At 70.8% G+C, this 20103-nt stretch carries 19 protein-coding genes; 11 read left to right on the forward strand and 8 right to left on the reverse strand.

What is annotated here, in order from left to right; genetic code table 11:
• Positions 1 to 492: 492 nt before the first annotated feature.
• A complete protein-coding gene (fusA, locus tag E1286_RS11820) occupies positions 493 to 2508 on the forward strand; it encodes an elongation factor G (RefSeq protein WP_132611656.1) in 2016 nt (671 codons plus the stop codon).
• Between the two features lie 46 nt (positions 2509 to 2554).
• On the opposite strand, the gene E1286_RS11825 is transcribed toward fusA, so the two are convergent.
• From E1286_RS11825 to E1286_RS11840, 4 genes are all read right to left on the reverse strand, one after another.
• Positions 2555 to 5131, reverse strand: a complete 2577-nt coding sequence (locus tag E1286_RS11825; protein ID WP_132611658.1) for a M14 family zinc carboxypeptidase — start codon at positions 5129 to 5131, stop codon at positions 2555 to 2557.
• A gap of 162 nt (positions 5132 to 5293) precedes the next feature.
• Complete coding sequence (locus E1286_RS11830; RefSeq protein WP_132611660.1) at positions 5294 to 7282, reverse strand: M14 family zinc carboxypeptidase; 1989 nt, start codon at positions 7280 to 7282, stop codon at positions 5294 to 5296.
• Positions 7283 to 7421: 139 nt separating this feature from the next.
• Positions 7422 to 8222 carry an IclR family transcriptional regulator domain-containing protein gene (locus E1286_RS11835; protein ID WP_132611662.1) on the reverse strand — a complete coding sequence of 267 codons (801 nt, stop codon included), beginning with the start codon at positions 8220 to 8222 and terminating at the stop codon, positions 7422 to 7424.
• 68 nt (positions 8223 to 8290) lie between these two features.
• Positions 8291 to 9739 carry an amidohydrolase family protein gene (locus E1286_RS11840; RefSeq protein WP_132611664.1) on the reverse strand — a complete coding sequence of 483 codons (1449 nt, stop codon included), beginning with the start codon at positions 9737 to 9739 and terminating at the stop codon, positions 8291 to 8293.
• A gap of 168 nt (positions 9740 to 9907) precedes the next feature.
• On the opposite strand from E1286_RS11840, the gene E1286_RS11845 reads away from it, so the two are divergent.
• The 5 genes from E1286_RS11845 to E1286_RS11865 all read left to right on the forward strand — a co-directional run bounded on the left by E1286_RS11845 (position 9908) and on the right by E1286_RS11865 (position 14220).
• The gene (locus tag E1286_RS11845) at positions 9908 to 11074 is read left to right on the forward strand and encodes a CaiB/BaiF CoA transferase family protein (RefSeq protein WP_132611666.1); all 1167 of its coding nucleotides are present in this window, start codon (positions 9908 to 9910) and stop codon (positions 11072 to 11074) included.
• Positions 11067 to 11873, forward strand: coding sequence for a citryl-CoA lyase (locus E1286_RS11850; protein ID WP_132611668.1), 807 nt, complete (start codon positions 11067 to 11069; stop codon positions 11871 to 11873). Before E1286_RS11845 ends, E1286_RS11850 begins: the two co-directional genes overlap by 8 nt.
• Entirely contained in the window at positions 11866 to 12726 is an 861-nt protein-coding gene (locus E1286_RS11855; protein ID WP_132611670.1) for a DODA-type extradiol aromatic ring-opening family dioxygenase, read from the forward strand. Before E1286_RS11850 ends, E1286_RS11855 begins: the two co-directional genes overlap by 8 nt.
• The gene (locus tag E1286_RS11860; RefSeq protein ID WP_132611672.1) at positions 12723 to 13082 is read left to right on the forward strand and encodes a hypothetical protein; all 360 of its coding nucleotides are present in this window, start codon (positions 12723 to 12725) and stop codon (positions 13080 to 13082) included. The genes E1286_RS11855 and E1286_RS11860 overlap by 4 nt, the downstream gene beginning before the upstream one ends.
• Positions 13083 to 13206: 124 nt before the next feature.
• On the forward strand, positions 13207 to 14220 hold the full coding sequence (locus E1286_RS11865) for a quinone oxidoreductase family protein (RefSeq protein ID WP_132611674.1): 1014 nt from the start codon (positions 13207 to 13209) through the stop codon (positions 14218 to 14220).
• Between the two features lie 423 nt (positions 14221 to 14643).
• On the opposite strand, the gene E1286_RS11870 is transcribed toward E1286_RS11865, so the two are convergent.
• On the reverse strand, positions 14644 to 15708 hold the full coding sequence (locus E1286_RS11870) for a hypothetical protein (RefSeq protein WP_132611676.1): 1065 nt from the start codon (positions 15706 to 15708) through the stop codon (positions 14644 to 14646).
• A 531-nt stretch (positions 15709 to 16239) separates the two neighbouring features.
• On the opposite strand from E1286_RS11870, the gene E1286_RS11875 reads away from it, so the two are divergent.
• The 3 genes from E1286_RS11875 to E1286_RS11885 are packed head-to-tail and all read left to right on the forward strand — an operon-like array spanning position 16240 to position 17247.
• Positions 16240 to 16566 (forward strand): PadR family transcriptional regulator, encoded by a 327-nt coding sequence (locus E1286_RS11875; RefSeq protein WP_132611678.1) that lies wholly within the window; start codon positions 16240 to 16242, stop codon positions 16564 to 16566.
• Positions 16563 to 16919, forward strand: coding sequence for a DUF1048 domain-containing protein (locus E1286_RS11880; protein WP_132611680.1), 357 nt, complete (start codon positions 16563 to 16565; stop codon positions 16917 to 16919). The genes E1286_RS11875 and E1286_RS11880 overlap by 4 nt, the downstream gene beginning before the upstream one ends.
• Before the next feature lies 1 nt (position 16920).
• Positions 16921 to 17247: a DUF1048 domain-containing protein gene (locus E1286_RS11885; RefSeq protein ID WP_132611682.1), complete on the forward strand. Its 327-nt coding sequence runs from the start codon at positions 16921 to 16923 to the stop codon at positions 17245 to 17247.
• Positions 17248 to 17409: 162 nt separating this feature from the next.
• Here E1286_RS11885 and E1286_RS11895 read toward each other — a convergent pair whose 3' ends face one another.
• The 3 genes from E1286_RS11895 to E1286_RS11905 form a co-directional block, all read right to left on the reverse strand.
• Positions 17410 to 17565: a zinc ribbon-containing protein gene (locus E1286_RS11895; RefSeq protein ID WP_132611684.1), complete on the reverse strand. Its 156-nt coding sequence runs from the start codon at positions 17563 to 17565 to the stop codon at positions 17410 to 17412.
• Positions 17566 to 17666: 101 nt separating this feature from the next.
• Positions 17667 to 18182, reverse strand: coding sequence for a DUF4142 domain-containing protein (locus E1286_RS11900; protein ID WP_132611686.1), 516 nt, complete (start codon positions 18180 to 18182; stop codon positions 17667 to 17669).
• A 335-nt stretch (positions 18183 to 18517) separates the two neighbouring features.
• The gene (locus E1286_RS11905; RefSeq protein ID WP_132611688.1) at positions 18518 to 19081 is read right to left on the reverse strand and encodes a hemerythrin domain-containing protein; all 564 of its coding nucleotides are present in this window, start codon (positions 19079 to 19081) and stop codon (positions 18518 to 18520) included.
• Positions 19082 to 19646: 565 nt separating this feature from the next.
• Between E1286_RS11905 and E1286_RS11910 the strand changes: the two genes are divergently transcribed.
• Positions 19647 to 19946 carry a DUF6789 family protein gene (locus tag E1286_RS11910; RefSeq protein ID WP_246074757.1) on the forward strand — a complete coding sequence of 100 codons (300 nt, stop codon included), beginning with the start codon at positions 19647 to 19649 and terminating at the stop codon, positions 19944 to 19946.
• 13 nt (positions 19947 to 19959) lie between these two features.
• Positions 19960 to 20088, forward strand: a complete 129-nt coding sequence (locus E1286_RS51245) for a hypothetical protein (protein ID WP_281282661.1) — start codon at positions 19960 to 19962, stop codon at positions 20086 to 20088.
• Positions 20089 to 20103 lie beyond the last annotated feature (15 nt).

Genomic DNA, 20103 nt, shown 5'->3' on the forward strand with positions numbered 1-20103 from the left:
GTGTGAGGGGGTTGGGGGAACCGGGGGCGAGAGAGGTCGTCATGGGCGCGCGTCCTTCCCTGAAGGGGTCTCGCACCTATGTCGACATGCGGAAATGACGTCCGCCCCGCGCGTCGGGGGCAGCCAGACGTCGGCGTGGTGACGTTCAGGCGGCCATCGCCTCAAGAGGTCGCGCCGGCAGATCATCCCGAGAAGGCGGCCACCGCTGGAGATCGCGCCCGTGGAAACGACCGGAAAAACCGCTTCCCCCGGCCGGGCGGGCGTGATTAAGATCGCTGCGACCGCGAGACGAGAGAGAGGAGCCGGCCGTGCGCCACCGCACCGTTGCCGTCGTCCTCCCGTCGCGCCACGAGGTGATCCTGATGTCTCGGCCGCTCCGGTGCCGGCTGCGCGGCCGTCACCGGACGACGCCCTGACGAGGACGCCTCATCCCCCCTCGCCTGGGCTGATCGCGCTGTCCCACCACGACCATCCCGAAAGGGTTCATGGGCCATGCGTGCTCGCCTCTCCAGTCCCCTTGCCACTGTCCGCAACATCGGCGTCCTCGCCCACGTCGACGCGGGGAAGACCACCGTCACCGAGCGGATGCTGTATCTCGCCGGAGCCACCCACAAGCGCGGCGAGGTGCACGACGGCACCACCGTCACCGACTTCGACCAGCAGGAGCGCGACCGGGGCATCACGATCTTCGCCGCCGCGGTCAGCTGCGACTGGGACGGCCACCGCGTCAACGTGATCGACACCCCGGGCCACGTCGACTTCTCCGACGAGGTCGAGCGGTCGCTCCGGGTGCTCGACGGCGCGATCGCGGTGTTCGACGGCGTCGCCGGGGTCGAGCCGCAGAGCGAGTCGGTGTGGCGGCGTGCCGACCGGCACGGCGTGCCGCGCATCGCGTTCGTCAACAAGCTCGACCGGGCCGGCGCCGACCTGGACGCGGCGGTGGAGTCGATCCGCCGGCGGCTGCATCCGGCGCCGCTGGTCGTGCAGCTGCCGATCGGGCGCGAGGACGGCTTCACCGGCGTGGTGGACCTCGTGGGCATGCGCGCGCTCGTCTGGGAAGGCGGCGCCTGCCACGCGGGCCCGGTGCCGGACGACCTGCTGGCGGAGGCCCGGGTGCGGCGCCGGCTGCTGGAGGAGGCGGTGGCCGAGCTGCACGCGGGCGCGCTGGAGGAGTTCTGCGCGCAGCCGTCGCTGTCGGAGGCGACGCTGACCGCCGCGCTGCGCGACCTCACCGGGACGGGCGACGGCGTGGTGGTGCTGTGCGGCTCCGCGTACCGCGACCGCGGGGTGGAGCCGCTGCTGGACGCGGTCGTGCGTTACCTGCCCTCGCCGCTGGACGTGCCCGCGGTGCGCGGCCAGGACGGCGAGGCGCGCCCCGCCGACCCGGCCGCGCCGCTGGCCGCGCTGGCGTTCAAGGTGAACGCGACCGCGACCGGGCGGCTGACGTACGTGCGGATCTACTCGGGAACGCTGCGGAAGGGGGACACCGTGCTGGACGCGGGCACCGGCCGCGCCGAGCGGGTCGGCCGGATCCTGCGGGTGCAGGCCGACCGGCACAGCGAGGCCGAGCAGGCGGTGGCGGGCGACATCGTGGCGCTGGTCGGGCCGAAGACGGCCCGTGCCGGCACGACGTTGTGCGCGCCGGAGGCGCCGCTGCTGCTGGAGCCGCCGGTCGCGACCGAGCCGGTGGTGTCGGTGGCCGTGGAGGTTCGCCGGAGCACCGACGGCGACCGGCTGGCGGCGGCGCTGGCGCGGCTGGCCGAGGAGGATCCGTCGCTGGCCGTGCGGAACGACGCCGAGACCGGGCAGACCGTGCTGTCCGGGATGGGCGAGCTGCACCTGGAGGTGGCGGCGGAGAAGCTCCGCCGCGACCACCGGCTGGAGGTGAACGTCGGCCGGCCGCAGGTCGCCTACCGGGAGACGGTCGTGCGCGGGGTGAGCGGGCTGCTGTACCGGCACGTCAAGCAGGACGGCGGCGCCGGCCAGTTCGCCCACGTGGTGATCGACGTCGAGCCGCTGGAGGAGGGCGGGTTCGCGTTCGCCTCCACGGTGAGCGGCGGGCGGGTGCCGCGCGAGTACGTACGGGCGGTCGAGGCCGGCTGCCGGGACGCGCTCGCGGCCGGTCCGCTCGGCGGCCATCCGGTGACCGGCGTGCGGGTGACGCTGACCGACGGGGCCACGCACACCAAGGACTCCTCGGACCTGGCGTTCCGCACGGCGGGGCGGCTGGCGCTGCGGGAGGCGCTGCGTTCCTGCGAGCTGCGGCTGCTGGAGCCGGTCGTCGAGGTCACGGTCACCGTGCCGGACGACATGGCCGGTGGCGTGCTCGGCGACCTGACGGCCCGGCGCGGCCGCATCTCGGGCTCGCGGGCGCGGGCGGGCGCGGTGGTCATCACCGCCGTGGTGCCGCTGGCCGAGGTGTTCGGGTACGCGACCCGGCTGCGCAGCCGTACCCAGGGCCGGGGCACGTTCACCACCCGCCCGGCCGGCTACGCCCCGGCGCGCTGACCCGAGGGCCGGGCCCCACAGAACGGGGCCCGGCCCGAACCGGCGGCTACGGCGTCGTGACGGCCGCCCCCGTGACGGAGGACGACCAGTACAGCGCCCTGGCCACCTGCGGGAAGAGTCCCTTCGGGTGGTTGCGGAACATCGGCTCGGTGCCGAACATGACCACGGCCGCGCCGCGCTCGTCCCGGCCGCTGACCACGGCGGCCTGGCCGCGGGCCTGCTCGGGGCCGCCCATGCCGTTCTGGTCGGCCCGCCAGTGGCCGGAGACCAGCGGCCCCTCCGCCGCGTACGCCTGCTCGACCTGGACCTCCGGGCCGAGGCCGGTGAACCAGCGCGGCGAGTACACGAACGAGTGCTCGGGCGAGCCGGCGCCGACGGAGCCGTCGGAGACGACCGTGCGGACCACGCCGTTGGCGTCGCTCCGCCCGGCCACCCCGGTCACGGTGAGCAGCCCGGCGGCGGCGTTGAACGAGGTGCCGGTGCCGCCGCGGGTGACCACGCCGCCGGTGGTCAGGAACGCGTCGAGCGCCGTCCTGGCCTGCGGAGAGAGCTGGGCGTGGTTGAGCCCGCTGGAGACGAACAGCACGTCCGTCGCGCTCCAGTCGAACCCGTCGTTGAGCACCTGCGTGGAGACGGGCGTGACGGAGAAGCCCATCTCGCGCAGCGTGTACAGCTCGTCGGCGGACGCCGCCGCGGCGATGCGCACCTGCGTGAGCGGGGTGCCGCCGGACCGGCGCGCCGGGGTGAAGGCGACGCCGTAGCGGTCGGCGGCCGTCCGCGCGGCCGCCCTGGCGGAGGCGGGCACGACGGCCGTGCCGCCGTCGCCCCACGTCACCTCGACGCCCTGGGCCAGCAGGTCGTTGAGCGCCATGACCTCCTTGGCGTCGCCCACCTTCAGCGCGAGCGGGCCGAAGGTGCGCGGCACGGAGCCGGTCGGGGCCGCGGCCTTGACCGGGTCGGCCTTCACCCGCAGCGAGTCGACGGGCTCCACGGTGGCGCCCCACAGCAGGGCGTGGCTCCAGCCGGAGATGTCGTACATGGCGTCGACCCGCGGTGAGATGTCCTGGCCGGGCTCCAGCATGACGTTGGCCAGGCCACGCTTGGGCTGGCGCATGTCCACGACGTACGAGCCCTCGGGGTAGGTGGTGCGGCCGACGCGGAACGAGCGCTCGGCCCGCTCGACCCGGACGTCGTTGGCGATCAGGTGGTCCACCAGGCGCCCGGCGGCCATCTCCGACCGCTGCCCGGAGCCCGCCGGGATGACGTACGCGCGCGGGTAGGTCGTCGTGTAGACGTCCTCGGGGCCGAAGCCGGGGACGATGCCGAGCGGCACCTCCTTGGCCGGCTCACCGGCCGTGCCACGCCGGAACACCTCGATCTGGTCGGCGACCAGCTGCTGGTGCCGGGAGTGCACGAACGTGTACGTCGCCCGGATGGCGGCGGCGGCCACGTCGGTGTTGATCGCCGAACGGCGGCGCAACTCCTCGACCGGCAGGTTGGTGTAGTCGGCGTTGTTGACCCGCAGCGGGATCTCCACGGTGTGCGAGGCGACGGCGCCGTGGAAGGGCGCGTACTGCGGGGTGAAGATCGGCGGCCAGTCGTCCCAGCCCTCGGGGTCGTCCCGGAACGGGATCTGCACCGGGCGCACGCCGTCCTTCTCCAACGTGTAGCCCAGGCCGTTGACCGCGGCCTCCATGCCGAGGCCGTTGGCGTAGGTGTTCTTGATGAACAGGTCGTACTCGTAGTTGGCGCCGTGCGGCGGCGTGGTCGGCTCGATGAGGGTGCCGTTGACGTAACCGTGCAGGTCGACCATGGCGACCGGCTGGGTGTCCGTCATCAACTGGCGCATCGCCCGCGTCTCGGGCTGGGAGGCGGTGATGAAGTCGCGGTTGAGGTCGAACCCGGCGCCGTTCGGGCGCTGGCCGAGGACGCGGCCGTCGGGGTTGGCGGTGACGTTGAAGTACAGCCGGGTCTTCGACAGCAGGTCGGCCACGGCCGGGTCGGTGCTGGTCGCCAGCTCCTCGACGGTGCGCAGGACGCCGTCGGTGCCCTCCCACTCGTTGCCGTGGATGTTGGCGTTGACGAACACCGGGGCCTTGTACCGCTTGGCCAGAGCGCGGTCGCGGGCGGCGGAGGCCGGGTCGTTCTCGATGCGCTCGCGCATGCGGGCCTGCTCGCGCGCCTCGGCGGCGCTCTCGGGCGCGGTGACCGTGACGAGGTACATGTCGCGGCCCTGGTGGCTGCGGCCAAAAACCTCGACGCTGACGCGGTCGCTGCGCCGCTGCAGCTCGTTCAGCTTGGGCGCGATGGCGTGGTACGGCACCAGCCCGAGCTTGATCGAGGCGTCGGCCGGGTTCTCCGCGGGCTCCGGCAGCCGCGTCTGGCGCGGGTAGCCGTGACCGTGGGACGGCCAGGCCGGGTCGGGCCGTTTCTCCGCCTGCGGGGCGCGCAGCGTGCCGGCCTGCTCGGGCAGGCCGGCCGCCACCTCGTTCCGTTCGGGGCCGTTGCCGAAGTCGCGCACCGCCGGGGGCTGCGGGTCTGCGGGATCGGCCTGCGCGGACTGCGGGACGACCAGGAGCGCGGCCGAGACGGCCACGCCGAGAAGGGCGGTGGGTAAGCGCAAGGGAAGTCCTCCAGGGTGCGTGTCGGGGAGATCGGCATGCCGGTCCGCCGGGAGCGCCGCCCTGTGACGGCGGCGCTCCCGGCGGGCCCGGGTCAGCGGTCGGGGGTCAGCGGGCCCGGGCCAGTGGGCCCGGGCCAGCGGTCGGGGGTCACCGGTCGCGGGTCAGCGGTCGCGGTAGTCGGCGGCGATGCCGATGAGGGAGATCAGGCCGGCGGCGAACTCCATCGCCTCTTGATGGCCCTCGCTGAACGGCGGCTGGAAGCCCACGGGCTCCCACCTGCGGGTCTCGGAATTCCACAGGTCGGCGCCGACCTCGAAGTCCCAGCCGTAGATGCCGTAGTCGTACCAGAGCTCGTCGGCGGAGTTGCCCGCCGCCGAGTACAGCACGTCGGTGACCGGGCCCGTCTGCTGCGGCCAGATGACCGTGCCGCGCTCGGCGACGATCGCCTCCTCGATCGTGCGGGCCGAGTCGAGGAAGAACTCCTCCTCCTCGGGCGTCGGCCGCGGCAGGGTGACGCGGCCCTCGGCCTGGTAGGCGCCGGGAGGCCACATGAAGTAGCCGCCGTAGCTGTGCACGTTCATGGCGAACTTGATGTTGCGGTACGTGTCGGCCAGCCACATGACGTTGCGGCTCTCCGGCTCGGAGTGCTCGGCCGGGCCGGCGTACGAGCCGCTCTGGCAGTTGGTCGAGCCGCCTACGTAGCCGTCGTGCACCGAGCCGGCGGCGTAGTTGCGGTTGACGTCCACGCCCCACTGGTTGCGCAGCGCCGGGTCGGACTGCTGCGGCGGGCAGTGGTTGGTCATGTTCTTCCGCTGGGAGTTGAAGTCGTAGAAGCTGTAGTTCGCGCCGTCGGGGTTGACGACCGGGACGATGAAGACGTCGGTGCGCTCCAGCAGCTTGCGGGTGGCCTTGTCGCCGGCGTAGTTGCGCAGCAGCCGCTCGGCGGCCTCGATGCTGACCAGCGGCGTCACCCATTCGCGGGCGTGCTCCTGGGAGTAGGCGAGCACGCCGGTGCGCGAGCCGTCGCGGTGCACGCCGATCCGCAGCGCCAGCACCTCGGCGGGCTCACGGGAGACGTCCGCCGGGGCGTTGAGGAAGTCGTCGAGCTGCGTGGCCGGGGCCGGGGCCATGACGCCCGCGCCCGGGTCCGTCCGGTAGACGGACGCCTTGACCGGCAGGCCGGCGGCGGCGTTGATCGCGGCGGCGACCTGCGCGGCGGTGCTGACCAGCGCGCCGGAGGCGTCGGTGGCCAGGCTGACGGTGACCAGCTTGCCGTCGAGGCTCGCCTGCAGCGGCCGGTCCGGCGCGCCGGGGTCGACCAGCTCGACGCTCAGGTCGTTGCCGCCCTCGGAGCCGTAGGCGTCGGAGGTGACGACCACGGCCGCGGCGGGCGGGGTGCCGAGCACGGCCTGCGCGTGCCGCCGGTAGCCGTTGGTCTTGTACGGCAGCGTGATGAGGTCGGTGAGCTTCGGGTAGCGCCGGTGCAGGTCCTTGACCCGCTCGTTGAGCTGGGCCGGCGTCATGTACTGGGTGACGAAGTCCTTCTGGTAGCCGCGCGAGGCGCGGTCGGGCCTGTCGCCGTCGGGCCACTGCCTGACCTTGGCCTCGGCCTGGCCGCCGCCCGCCGAGGTGACGGTGATGGACTGCGGCTGGTTCCCGGCCGGGACCGGGGTGCTGAACTGGTGTCCCAGGTACTGGCCGGCGTCGACGTAGGCGACCATCTCGGCCTGGCCGCTCGTGCCCTTCTTGCCGCGCCAGGAGACGGTGAGGTCGGCCGCCTGCGCGGCGCTGCTGGACGCCTCGACCGACAGGAAGTATCCGTCGCGGGATTCATACCAGACCGCCCGTTCGATGACGATCTGGTCCTGCGGGGCGGCGGCCTTCGCCCTGGCCTGCGGCGGGGACTGCGGGGCCTCGGAGGCCAGGGTGGCGCCCAGCGGACGCAGGGCCTCCAGCTGGCTCTCGGTGACGACCGCGTCCACCTGGACGCTGCCGTCGGCCTGCGGGCGGACCCGTTCGGTGAGGTCGGCGCCGGAGGCCACCAGCCGTTCCATCGCGGCCCGGTCCGGTACCGAGAGCGTGACCAGCGAGGCCGGCTCCGGGTCGGCCGGACCGGCGGCCACGGCCGGTGTGGACGGCTGCGCGCCCACGAATGTCGTTGCAAGGACGATCAGGGCGACTGCGGACGCCCGTAAACCACGCATTCGGACCCTCCCGGATCTTTCGTGTGGAGATCATTGAAAGCTGACAAAGCTCCCACGGGCAAGACCCAAGAGGACGACGGACGGATCAGGAGGCGGTGACCTGCGGCACCGCCTCGTACAGCGCGAAGTCGGCGCTGATCGCGCTGGCCGTCTTCAGCAGCAACGGCAGGTGCTCCTCGGTGAGCTTCTCGAGGGAGGTCTCGGCGGCGTGGGCGTTGACGTTCACGGCGGCGATGACGTTGCCGAGCCCGTCGCGCAGCGGCGCGGCCACCGACCTGATGCCGAGGGCGAGCTGCTCGTCGGTGATCGCCCAGCCCTTGGCCCGCACCGAGCGCAGCACCGCCTCGCGCTCCTTGGCGTCGGGACGCCAGCGCGGCTCGATGCCGGAGCGGCTCGGCTCGGCCAGCACCCGCTCCACCTCCGCCGGCGGCAGCGCGGCCAGCAGCACCTTGCCCAACGAGGTCTGCAGCGCCGGGAAACGCGTGCCGACCTGCACCGACAGCGCCACGATCTTCGGCACCGCGACCCGGGCGACGTAGACGATGTCGGAGCCGTCGAGCTGCGCGATCGACGACGACTCGTTCGTCTGGGCGACGAGCCGCTCCAGATGGGGGCGCGCGACCTCCCACAGGCCCATGGAGCGCACGTAGCACACGCCGAGCTCCAGGACGCGCGGCGTGAGCGCGAAGCCGCCCCGCTCGGCCCGGGCGTAGCCGAGCTCCTGGAGGGTGAGCAGGATGCGGCGGGCCGTCGGCCGGGCCAGGCCGGTCGCGGCCGCCACCTCGGTCAGCGACATGACCGGGCGGCCGGGCTGGAAGGCCCTGATGACATCGAGGCCGCGGGCCAGCGCCTCGATGAAGTCAGGTCCGGTCTCACCACGTGCCATGTACACCCTCACTAGCTCGGATACGTCCGGTCCGACTTTAGACGGTCGCCCGTCCGCACAGCGTCCGGTCAGAGGCGGTGCGTGGCGTCGCTGCGGTAGTCGGTGTAGGTGTACGGGTTGTCGAGGACCTTCGCCGTAGGGATGTCCGGGTTCATGCCCTTGGCCCACGCCTCCTCCCCCATCGCGCCGCGCAGGTACTCGATCGTGCGGTCGATCTGGGCGCGGGCCGCGGCGAGGTCGACGCCGAGCAGCCGGTGCTCGTGCTTGACCACCCGGCCGTCGACGATGACGGTGTGCACGTCGCCGCGCTGCGCCTGGAAGGCCACGTGCCCGTACGGGTTGAGCAGCGGGAACGACACGGGCGAGTGGTCGTTCTTGATGAGCACGAGGTCGGCCTTCCTGCCGGGCTCGATCACGCCGAGGTCGTCGCGGCCGAGCGCGCGGGCACCGCCCCTGGTGGCCCAGTCCACGACCTGGTCGGAGCGCAGCGCGCAGTGCGTGACCGTCTCGCCCTTGGTCTGCGCCTCCAGGTGCTCGCGCGAGCGGTCGGCGCCGAGCGTGGTGCGCATGGCGGAGAACAGGTCGCCGCTCCACCAGACGCTGGTGTCCATGGACAGCGAGACCGGGATGCCGTGGGCGCGCAGCGTCCAGGTGGGCGGGTAGCCCTGGCCGGCGCTCTGCTCGCTCTCGGTGGAGACCGACACGGAGCCGCCGGTGGCCGCGATGCGGTGGTAGGAGTCGGCCGACAGCGAGGCGGCGTGAACGTAGATCGTCTCCGGGGTCATGAAGCCGTGCTCGTGCATCAGCCGGATGCCCTCGTCACTGGTGGCGCCCCAGACACCGGCGTGCGTGGTGACCGGGACGCCGAGCTCACTGGCCACCTCGAACGCGGGCCTCTCCGGGAACGCGGGATCGCCCAGCACGTCGAAGGCGATCTGGAAGCCGAGCATGTCGTCGCCGGTGATCCGGCGGCGCACGAAGTCGCGGAACTCGGGCGCGCCCGTCCACTCGGCGGGCGGCTGCTGGATGTTGCCGTACGCGAGCACGTACCGGCCGGGGACCGCCTGCAGCGCGTCCACGGCGGCATCGGCGTGCTCGACCGTCCGCAGCCCGTGCGACCAGTCGACGACGGTGGTGACGCCGGCCTCCAGGGCCTCGATCGCGGCCAGCGTGTTGCCGGCGTGCACGTCCTCGGGCCGGAACAGCTTGCCGTGCTCCAGGTAGAACCAGACGAAGTACTGGGTGAGCGTCCAGTCGGCGCCGTAGCCGCGCAGCGCGGTCTGCCACATGTGCCGGTGGGTGTCGATCATGCCGGGCATGACGATGCCGCCGGACGCGTCGATCACGGCGGTGCCCTCCGGCACCTCCAGGTCGGGGCCCACGGCGGCGATCCTGTCCCCCGTGACGAGGACGTCCGTGCGCTCCAGCACTCGCCTGCCGCCCTCGGGCGGCCCGTCCATGGGCAGCACGGTGCCGCCGCGCAGCACCACGGGCCGTCCTGCCTCGAACTCGTTCATGGCTCGCTCCTCGCTGAACTCCGCGGCGAACAGTTGTCCGCTCTACGGTCAAAGCAACTGTGATGAGCAGCTGCTGAGCTGTCAAGGCGGTTGACGCGGCGGCGGGATAGTGCTGGGATCACTTGAGCGGACATACGTCCGATGGACGGACGCGAGGATGGATTGTGAATGACTGACACCGTGGCAGCCGGGCCGCTGTCCGGCGTGCTGGTGGCCGACTTCTCCCGGGTGCTGGCCGGGCCGTACGCCACGATGCTGCTGGCGGACCTCGGTGCCGACGTCGTCAAGGTGGAGGGCCCGAACGGCGACGACACCCGCTCGTGGACACCGCCGTCGCGGGGCGAGGCGTCCACGTACTATCTCGGGGTCAACCGCGGCAAGCGGTCGATCGCGCTCGACCTGCGGGACGAGGGCGACGCGGAGCTGGCCAGGGAGCTGGCCCGGCGCGCCGACGTGCTGGTGGAGAACTTCCGGCCCGGCGGCCTGACCAAGTTCGGCCTCGACCACGCCGCCGTCAGCGCGCGCAACCCCGGCGTCGTGTACGCCTCCATCAGCGGCTTCGGCTCAGGGGCCGGGGCGCGGGTGCCCGGGTACGACCTGATGGTGCAGGCCATGTCGGGGCTGATGAGCCTCACCGGAGAGCCGGACGGGCCGCCGTACCGCGCCGGGATCTCGGTGTTCGACGTGATGGCGGGCAACCACGCCGTGATCGGCATCCTGGCCGCGCTGCGCCACCGCGACGCCACCGGGCAGGGCCAGCACGTGGAGGTGAACCTGCTGTCGTCGGCGCTGACGGGCCTGGTCAACCAGAGCTCGGCGTACGTGGCGGGCGGCGTGGTGCCGTACCGGATGGGCAACGCGCATCCGAGCGTGTTCCCGTACGAGCCGCTGCCGACGGCCGACCACGAGCTGATCGTGGCCGCGGCCAACGACGGGCAGTTCCGCAAGCTGTGCGAGGTGCTCGGCATCCCCGAGGTCGCCGCCGACCCGCGCTTCGCGCGCAACGCCGACCGCACCGCCAACCGGGAGGAGCTGCGGCCGATCCTGGTCGAGCGGCTCGTCACCCGGCCGGCGCAGGAGTGGTTCGAGCTGCTGGTCGACGCGGGCATCCCGAGCGGCCCGATCAACACCATCGACGGTGGTTTCGCGATGGCCGAGCGGTTCGGGCTCGACCCGGTCGTGGTGGTCGGCGAGGGCGAGAAGGCGGTGCCGACCACGCGCCACCCGATCCGCTTCTCCCGGACGCCCGCCGGCTACCGCCTGCCGCCGCCCGACCTCGACGAGCACGGCGCCGAGCTGCGCAAGTGGCTGGCCTCCAGGGGCCAGGATGCCTGAGTACCCGACCGCCCTCGGGGCGTCCACGCCGACGTCGATCACGCTGCTCGGCCACGACCTGGCCTCCGAGGTGATGGGCGAGGTGGGCTTCGGCGAGCTGGCGTTCTGGCTGGCCACGCAGCGCCGCCCGTCACCGGGTGAGACCCGCGTGTTCGAGGCCGTGCTGGCCGCGCTCGCCGACCACGGGTTCACGCCGACCGCGATCGTGACGCGGCTGACGTACCTGTCGGCGCCCGACTCCGTCCAGGGGGCGCTGGCCGCCGGGCTGCTCGGCGGCGGCTCCCGTTTCCTCGGCGTCACCGAGGACTGCGGGCGCTTCCTGCACGAGGTGGTGGCCGCGCACGACCCGCTGCCGAGCGACGACGCCGGCTGGGACGAGCTCGCCCTCCAGACCGTCCGCGCCCGCAGGGAGCAGCGCGAGCTCATCCCCGGGCTCGGTCACCACGTGCACAAGGACGGCGACCCGCGCACGCCGCGGCTGTTCGAGATCGCGGCCGAGGAGGGCCTGCTCGGGCCGCACCTGTCGCTGTTCGCCGCCATCGGCCGCGTGCATCCCGCCGTGCTGAACCGGACGCTGCCGCTCAACGGCGCCGGGGTCTGCGGGGCCGCGCTGGCCGACCTGGGCCTGCCGCTGGAACTGCTGCGCGGCTTCGCGCTGCTGGCCAGGACCGCGGGGCTCATCGGGCAGCTCGCCGAGGAGCTGCGCCGCCCCGTGGCCAACGAGATCTTCCTGTCGGTGGACCTGAACAACAAGCCCATTCCGCCCGAGCCGTTCCCTCCTGGAGAATCGCATGGCTGAGGTCGTCGCGGTCATCGCGTCCACGCACCATCCCTTCTACTACCGCGCCAGCACCGCCACCGGAGAGGACCGCCCGCCGTTCGCCGACGCGTGGGTGCGCAAGGTGGAGGCGTTCCGCGAGACCCTGACCAGGGCGCGGCCGGACGTGCTGGTCATGGTCGGCTCCGACCACTTCCACCAGCTCTGGCTGGACAACATGCCGCAGTTCCTGGTCGGCAAGGCGCCCTTCTACGACGCGAACTTCTACAACGAGGAACGCGAGTTCGGCCTGCCGCGGATGTTCTTCACCGGGCAGGAGGACCTGTCGTCGTACATCCTGCGCGAGGGGATCGACGCCGGGTTCGACCTGGCGTTCTCCAACGAGCTGCGGATCGACCACTCGATCACGTGTCCGATCATCACCCTGCGCCCGCAGAACGACCTGCCGATCGTGCCGATCTACACCAACATCTTCGCCCCTCCCCTGCCGCGTCCCTCGCGGTTCGTGCAGCTGGGGCGGATGATCCGGCAGCTCGTCGAGTCGTGGCCGTCGGATCAGCGGGTGGCGATCATCGGCACCGGGCACCTGTCGCTGGAGCTGGGCGGGCCGCGGCAGTTCGGGCCGCACGGCCCCGACCCGGAGTTCGACCGCAAGGCCGTGGAGTGGATCTCGACCGGCGACATCGAGGGGTGCCTGTCGGAGGTCACCCTCGACAGCCTGCACCTGCCGGGCAACGCCACCCACGGGTTCATGGACTTCATGCTGATGATGGGCGTCGCCGGCGAAGGCCGCAAAGCCGACTACGTCGACACCTATGACCTGTTCCACACCATGGAGGCGTACTTCACCTGGTACCCGGGAGGCCGGCCGTGAGCAAGTACCTGCTGAACAAGTTCCTGTTCACCGTCGACCGCGACCCCGAGCTGGTGGAGCGCTACCGCGAGGAGCCGCGTGCCACCGTCGAGTGGTGGGAGTCGGAGTACGCCAACCGCATCCTCGGCTCCCACACCGGCGAGTCGTCCACGTGGCTGCGCTTCGACGACGTCGAGCGGGAGGCGCTGGCCGCCCACGACTACCCGAAGCTGTTCGAGCTGGGGGCGCATCCGTTCCTGACGCTGACGCTGTTCATCGCCATGTTCGAACGCGACTACCCGCCGCTCGGCTTCCAGACCGAGTACGCTCAGCGCCTGTCCCACATGAAGCTCCCGTATCCGGACATCGCCACCTGATGAACACTCTGACCCTGCGCATTCCGCTTCCGGGGCACTCGACCGGCTGGGAGGCGCGCGTTCCGCTCCCCAACCCACGAGAGGCACGCATTGCGCTTCCGGGTGTCTCGGGCGGGGAGGCGTGATGCGGGCGGCGTTGATCGAGTCGTGCGCCCGGCCGCCCGTCGTCGCGGACCGGCCGGCGCCCGAGCCGGGATCCGGCTGGGCGGCCGTACGGGTGACCGCCGCCCCCATCACCCCGCTGGACCTGCTGTGCGCGGGCGGCACGTCGTACTTCGGCGTGCCGGCTCTGCCGTACGTGCCGGGGGTGCAGGGTGTCGGCACCGTCGGCGGGAGGCTCGTGTGGTTCCCGACCTCGGCCGGGATGGCGCCGGGCGACGGCAGCATGGCGGAGGTCGCCCTGGCCCGGTCCGCGGATCTGGTGGAGCTGCCCGCCGGGGCGGACCCGTACGCGGTGGCCGCGCTCGGCCTGTCGGCGGTGGCGGCGTACCTGGCGCTGACGTGGCGCGGGGAGCTGCGCGCGGGCGAGCAGGTGCTGGTGCTGGGCGCCGGCGGCGTGGTCGGCCAGGCCGCGGTCCAGCTGGCCCGCCTGGCCGGCGCCCGCCGCGTGATCGCGGCGGCCCGCTCGGCCGCGGCCCTCGAACGCGCCCGTCAGGCCGGCGCCGACGCCGTGGTCCCCCTCGATCCTTCCGAGATCACCGGCCACAGGCCCGGGACGGCGGCGGAGCCAGACACGGACACCGCTGCCGAGGTGGCGGAGCTGGCCGCCCGGTTGTCGGCTGCCTGTGACGGACCGGTCGACCTCGTGCTCGACCCGCTCTACGGGCTGCCGGCCGCGGCGGCGGCCCGCACGTTGCGCGAGGGCGGCCGGCTGGTCAACCTGGGCAGCTCGGCGTCGGAGACGTGCCCGCTCGACTCCTCCACGCTGCGCAGCCGCTCACTCCGGATCCTCGGCTACACCAACGCCTCCATCACCGCCGAGCAGCGCACCGCCGCCATCACCTACATCGCCGAGCAGTCGACGGCCGGCCGGCTCGCGGTGGCGTACGAGGTGATGCCGCTCGACCAGGTCGCCAAGGCGTGGCACCGCCAGGCGGACGGCACCGCGAAGGGCCGCATCGTCCTCCGCACCCCCTGACCGAACACGCTCAGCCCCCGATTTCCGGCCAACCGGGCCGCCTCCAGAACCCGCTACGACCGTCCGGGCACGCGACGTGCGCAGCCGCTGATCGCGCCGAACACGTGCGTAAGAGGCCTGTGCGTTGTCCCGGGAGATGCTTGACACCTCTGTCCAGGACATGCTTGACGGGTGCCGTTGTCGGCCGATCTTTCGTGCGTCGCGCGTCTGGAGGCCGGGATTGGCCCTGGTGAATGTCCGTTGACGAGCAGCGGTATCGGTGCTGGCCGGCGGTTCGGTGACTGAGGTCGCGTGAGGTCAGCGTGGTCGTCAACGTTCCGACGCCTCGGTTCAGCTCGACGACGGAAACGGATCCGCGTCACATGGACGTGGGCCCGTGGTCGGAGCGGCGTTCGACAGCCGTGAGCCGGCGTCCGTCGCGGCTTACCGGTCGTTGACGTTGGCCGTGACGATCCGGGGGCTGAACTCGAACAGGTTGGGGTCGCGCGGGTCGATGGTGGCCTCCACCCAGTGGGTGTTGCCGTCGCCGAACGTCTCGACCCGGGTGAACTTCTCCACCACCTGGCCGTTGTCGTACTTCAGCGGCTTGTCCAGCTTGAAGTAGTGGCTGTCACCGTGGACGAGCGCCGACTGGCCCGGGAACGCGAGAACCTGCTTGCGCAGTTCGGGGACGATCTCGTTGAAGCCGTCGTACTGAGCGGGCTGCAGCTTCTGCTCGTTGCTGAAATTCGGGTCGGCCTGCCAGGTCACGAGGACGCCCTTGACCCCGAGTCTCTTGGCCTCGGCATAGGATTCCGACAGCCAGTGGATGTTGGCCGCCTCGCGCTCCTGGTGTTCGGCCGTCATACGCGCGATCTCGCTGTCCGGCCGGGTCTCGCCGTCGACGCCCGCGTGCGGCAGATTGTCGTTGGAGCCCTGGACATTGAGGGTGACGTACATCACCGGGCCGTACACCCAGCGGACGTTCTCCCGATACTTCTTGTAGCCGGGCTCGGAGCTCTGCCGCTGCAGGGTCATCGTGTGACCCCCGAGGCTCTGGTCGGTCGGGTAGAAGACCCGCCGCTCGTGGTCGAGCCGCTCGAGCGGGTCGAAACCGCCGGTGCCCGCGCCGTACCGTCCCCAGCAGTCCGTCCAGTCGTTGTCGCCGGGGATCACGACGACAGGACGCTTCTGGCTGTTGAACGAGGCGAGCGACGTGGTGTAGAGCGAATCCGCGCAAGTGCCGTCGCCCCCGGCCTTGAGGTCGCCGTCGAAGATCGAGAACTTGATATCCGACTTGTTCATGTCGTCGATCAGACGGGGATACTCCACCCGTCCGGCGGCGCCGTACGGCATGTCGCCGAAGAGCCCGATCGTGTAGGGGTGGTCCTTGGCGTGGCCGTCATCGTGCTTGTCAGCGACGGCACTCGCGCTGCTCACGCCCATGGTCAGCGTCGCGATCGCAGCGGTCGCGGCCAGCGCCGCAGCGCCTCGCCAGATGTTGTGCATTTTCCGAAACTCCGTCATAAGGGGGAAACGATCGGCCGCAGCGTATCGGGGCGCGACTGGACGGCTCCTCCCTCGGAGATTGCACCAAAGCGACACCTAAGGGAATAAATAGATATATATCGCGCTTGTTGAAGCTGTCACTGGAACACGTAAGTGTTCACTTTTTAGATGGTCTGCCGTCATCAGGTACCTTGCGTGCAAGACGGCGAGAACTGCGGGACCCGCATCCTTCCACCCTCAGCCCATGGGCGAGTGAGCCACCACGTGCTCTTCTTAGGGCCGGCCAGTCGAGCTGCAGACAGTGAGCCCTCTTGCCGGCGAGGGGCGCTGGTTCTTCGTGAGGCCCGTCGTCAGCTCTCTCGCCGATCATGTTGACCGCACATGCGTCCTCGGGGTCGACCCGCGCCGGAGGATGGTCCGAAAGCGTCGGCGGGGTCGAGTTCCCGCTGAGCACCCCCGATCCGCTACTCTGTGGTACTTTGTAGCGGTACTCGGTATTACCGAGTACTTGGAGACCGAAGAGGGCCCACGATGGACGACCTGACGGAGATGCTGAAGGGCACGCTCGAGGGCTGCGTGCTGGAGATCATCGGCAGCGAGGAGACCTACGGGTACGCCATCACGCGTCGGCTGAACGAACTCGGCTTCGCCGACGTCGTCGAAGGGACGGTTTATACCATCCTGCTGCGACTGGAGAAGAAGGGCCTCGTCCAGGTGACGAAACGACCGTCCGGGCTGGGCCCGCCTCGCAAGTTCTATGCGCTCAACGACGCGGGGCGTCAAGAACTCGCGACGTTCTGGGCGAAATGGGAGTACATCACATCACGGCTCGGCAAGCTGAAGGAGGGCGGGAGATGAACTTCTGGGAGACCATCACAGGCAACGATCTCACCAGGGAATGGAAGGCGTTCGAAGCTCGGGCCGGGGCATTGCCGGCCGACCACCGGGCGGCGTGGGACGAGATCAAGGGTCATCTTTTTCTCTACGGGGACTTCACAGGTCGAAACTTGATGCCGATTCTCGACGGTGCTCTGGGGCTGCTCGAAGAGACAGCGACCGATGGGCAGAGCATTCACGAGGTGCTGGGAGACGACATCGCGGGCTTCTGCGCGGCGCTGGCCGGCGGAGAAGGAGCCCGGAGCTTTCGCGACCGGTGGCGCGAGCAGCTGAACAGGAACGTCGCGAGGAAATTGGGCCGGCTAGGAGGCTGACGTGGGCATCCACGACATCATCGAGGGCAAGAAGCAGTGGCGGGCGCACATGGCGCGGGTCAAGGCGCTCCCGCCGGACTACCAGATCGTCTACAAGGAGATGCAGAGGTACTTCTTCAAGGTCGGGCCGGTCGCGCTGGCTGACGGATCGCTGCTCACGGGAGTCGTCGATTTCTTCGAGGAGGGCGTCGCGGCCGGCAAGGGAGTCCTGGAACTCATCGGCAACGACGTCGCCGCCTTCTCCGACGACCTGATCAAGGACTCGCCTACCTACGCGGACATCTATCAGGAACGCATCAGCACGAAACCCGGCACGGCCGAGGAGTAACGCCCGCTGACCAGCCGGTCATCGCGCCGCTTACGTCCCGGATGCCGGAACCGCCGCTTCCGCTCGGGCAACAGCGGCTCGATCACCGCCCACAGCTCCTCGCTGACTTCCCAGCCATGTATGCTCCCGCGCCGGCAACCTTCCGGCGCGGGGACACGATGATCACCTACCCGGCTCGTCGGTGCGGCGGTCGAAGGTGGCGTGTCCGTTCGGGCACTTAGGGATCTTGTCCCCCTTCTTGACCTGCACCTTCTCGCTGCACTTCGCGCAGTGAAAGACGCCGCTCTCTTGCGCCTTCTCCCCGGCTTTGGCTGCCATGGTTCCTTCTTCCACCTGTGGGCCTCCGTGGACCGCACCACAGGGCAGAGGCGAGGCGCGCGCTCTGCGACCAGGGCGCGCGCCGTGCCTGTCACTGCCCGTCAGTGGGTGCGGTTTGCACGGAGCAGGGCATCGAGGTGCATCTGCACGACGGGGCGAGCGTCGGACGCGACTTTCTTGACGTCCGGGTTCGCTCCATTGCGCAGCTGTTCCTCTATGGCCGCGAGCGTCTGGCGATGACCGGTGATCTGAGAGGCCACCCACGCCTCGTCGAAGTCCTCGCCGCTCTTGGCCGACACTTGGGCCAGTGCGGCGCGCTGCTGTGGGTTCGGTTCGCTCGGCAGGTCCACGTCGGCTTGGTCAGCCTCCCGCTTGACGGCGCGATCGAGTGTGGTGTGGTCCCTGACCAGGATCGTGCCCACTTCGCGGATCTCTTCCGTGGCCGCCTTGTCACCGGCGGCGTTTCCGGCCTGGATCTCGGCCAGGTTGGCTTGGTGCGCCTGGACCAGGAACGTACGGTCCTGGTCGTTCAGTTCGGGTTCGGTGACCGCGCCCGCGGCCACGGGAGAAAGCGCTACCGCTGCGACGGCGGTCATGATCATGATTCGTCCGGCCATCGACGCCCTCCACCAGTCGGTTCATCGGCTCAGGTCAGTTGCCCTGCACAGATGAGGTGAATCCGCACGCCGACCAGGCGGGCGCTTCTCTGACAGAGTCTTGGAAGTGAGCGCCCGACGGTCGGGAAACATTGCTGGGAGCAGACCGAGTACACCTGGAAGAGACGGTGGACCTTCCACATTGTCCGGCGCCGGCACGGCAAGCGCTCCAGGGCCGTCACCCGAATCACCTTCGCTGCACACCGCAGGGGCGTCCAGCGGGATCGGCCGGGGCTGGGGAAGAAGGAAGCGCGTGACTCCCAGCGACGCCAGGCGGGACGCCGACCGGAACGAGCTCAGGAGCGTCCGCGGCCGGTCAACGCGTCACGGATGCGATCCACCAGCCCGGCCCCGGGAGCAAGCAACTTGTTGCCGGGCGGGGTGTCGGGCGCGGACGGGTGGGGACGGGTCGGCGCCATCTTCTTGGCCCGCTGCACCTTGCCGCCCAAGTCCACCAGTTGCTCCTGTGAGCAAGCCTGCCGCAGCCGCGGGAAGAGATCGTTCTCCTCTTCCTGGATGTGGTGACGGATCTCCCGCATCAACCGTTCCATCGTCGGCCAGAACTCCGCGTCGCCCGGCTCCAGCCGCTCCAGCTGCTTCATCGTCTCCTCGGCCTCGGCGTGCTCGGCGATCTCCTCATCGACCAGCGCATCACCGCCCTCGATGTGCTCCCGCGCGGCCGGGTACAGATACGCCTCTTCGGCGACCGAGTGCCGGATCAGCTCGATGACCACCTTCTCGGCCAGCGTCTTGGCCCGCTCGCCGCCATCGCCGCTCATCTGCTCCAGCTGGGTGAACATCTCCTCGACCTCGCGATGGTCGGTCACGAGCACCGCGATCACGTCCTGCTGCTCAGCCATCAAGGGCCCTTTCGTGATGAGACATCAGGGGCACGGCTACGGGCCGGACCGGTACGGTGGCCACAGCCCAGCCTCGGATCCATCACATTCCCGGTGATGACGGATGAAACATGCAGGATTTCGCCATGTTCATGGTGACGGGGAGCAATGATCGCGCCCCTTGGGTTGACCGGATCGCCGTCCATCGCCTCTCAGGTACAGCCCGATCAGCCGTGGTGGAGCTGCCTGTTCGCGTTGTTGAGCGGTCAGGGCCTGGCGCATCTGGGTAAGGACGGCTCGCACGATCCGCGAGGACATGCATCTGGGAGCCCGTTGCTGGCCTCCCTGTCCTGACCTGCCACTATTCCGCTCCCGCCCGCCAGCCGGCCACATCCAGGACGTGGCCTGAACGGACACTTCGCGTACGTCACCGAGACGGAACTTCTCCGCTGGGCTCGACACTTCGACTACCCGTACAGCACTGGTCCCGCTTCCCGCACGGTCGGTGCCCTGGGCGGCAGGACCCTCCACGCCGTTTCGGCGCCCGTTCGTTTCGGGGAACGGCCAGCGGGCAGCGGCGACACCCATGATGCGCAACCTCGTTCACGGTGTGGTCAGCGGCGCCGTGGCCACCGCCGCGATGAGCGCGGTGATGGTCGCGGGCGAGCGGGCGGGCATGATGCCCGACCAGCCGCCGAAACGTATCGTCCGCGCCGCCCTTCCCGGCCACAAACACCGCCGCAAACCGGGCGAGAAGGCATTAGGAGCGGTCGCCCACCTCGGCTTCGGCACCGCATCCGGCGCGTTGTTCGGCCTCCTGACCCGGGGACGGCAGGCCCCGGGTCTCGCTCGGCATCGCGTACGCGCTGACGATCTGGATCGGTAGCTACGCCGGCTGGGTGCCGGGCCTGGGCATCCTGCCGCCGATCCAACAGGATCGGCCGGGCCGTCAGGCGGTGCTGGCGGCGGGGCACGTCGTGTACGGCGTCACGCTCGCCCGCGCCATGAACCGGCTGAGGTCCAGGTGAACCGCGGCGCTGTGG

It is taken from the genome of Nonomuraea terrae (assembly GCF_004348995.1).
GTDB classification, from domain to species: Bacteria; Actinomycetota; Actinomycetes; order Streptosporangiales; family Streptosporangiaceae; genus Nonomuraea; species Nonomuraea terrae.

Bases quoted from the DNA above. Each gene is read 5' to 3' on its own strand.
- E1286_RS11845 (WP_132611666.1), top strand. From the start codon at position 9,908: ATGACTGACACCGTGGCAGCCGGGCCGCTGTCCGGCGTGCTGGTGGCC.
- fusA (WP_132611656.1), top strand. From the start codon at position 493: ATGCGTGCTCGCCTCTCCAGTCCCCTTGCCACTGTCCGCAACATCGGC.
- E1286_RS11910 (WP_246074757.1), top strand. From the start codon at position 19,647: ATGATGCGCAACCTCGTTCACGGTGTGGTCAGCGGCGCCGTGGCCACC.
- E1286_RS11895 (WP_132611684.1), bottom strand. From the start codon at position 17,565: ATGGCAGCCAAAGCCGGGGAGAAGGCGCAAGAGAGCGGCGTCTTTCAC.
- E1286_RS11880 (WP_132611680.1), top strand. From the start codon at position 16,563: ATGAACTTCTGGGAGACCATCACAGGCAACGATCTCACCAGGGAATGG.
- E1286_RS11840 (WP_132611664.1), bottom strand. From the start codon at position 9,739: ATGAACGAGTTCGAGGCAGGACGGCCCGTGGTGCTGCGCGGCGGCACC.
- E1286_RS11850 (WP_132611668.1), top strand. From the start codon at position 11,067: ATGCCTGAGTACCCGACCGCCCTCGGGGCGTCCACGCCGACGTCGATC.
- E1286_RS11870 (WP_132611676.1), bottom strand. From the start codon at position 15,708: ATGCACAACATCTGGCGAGGCGCTGCGGCGCTGGCCGCGACCGCTGCG.
- E1286_RS11835 (WP_132611662.1), bottom strand. From the start codon at position 8,222: ATGGCACGTGGTGAGACCGGACCTGACTTCATCGAGGCGCTGGCCCGC.
- E1286_RS11865 (WP_132611674.1), top strand. From the start codon at position 13,207: ATGCGGGCGGCGTTGATCGAGTCGTGCGCCCGGCCGCCCGTCGTCGCG.
- E1286_RS11905 (WP_132611688.1), bottom strand. From the start codon at position 19,081: ATGGCTGAGCAGCAGGACGTGATCGCGGTGCTCGTGACCGACCATCGC.
- E1286_RS11855 (WP_132611670.1), top strand. From the start codon at position 11,866: ATGGCTGAGGTCGTCGCGGTCATCGCGTCCACGCACCATCCCTTCTAC.
- E1286_RS11875 (WP_132611678.1), top strand. From the start codon at position 16,240: ATGGACGACCTGACGGAGATGCTGAAGGGCACGCTCGAGGGCTGCGTG.
- E1286_RS11900 (WP_132611686.1), bottom strand. From the start codon at position 18,182: ATGGCCGGACGAATCATGATCATGACCGCCGTCGCAGCGGTAGCGCTT.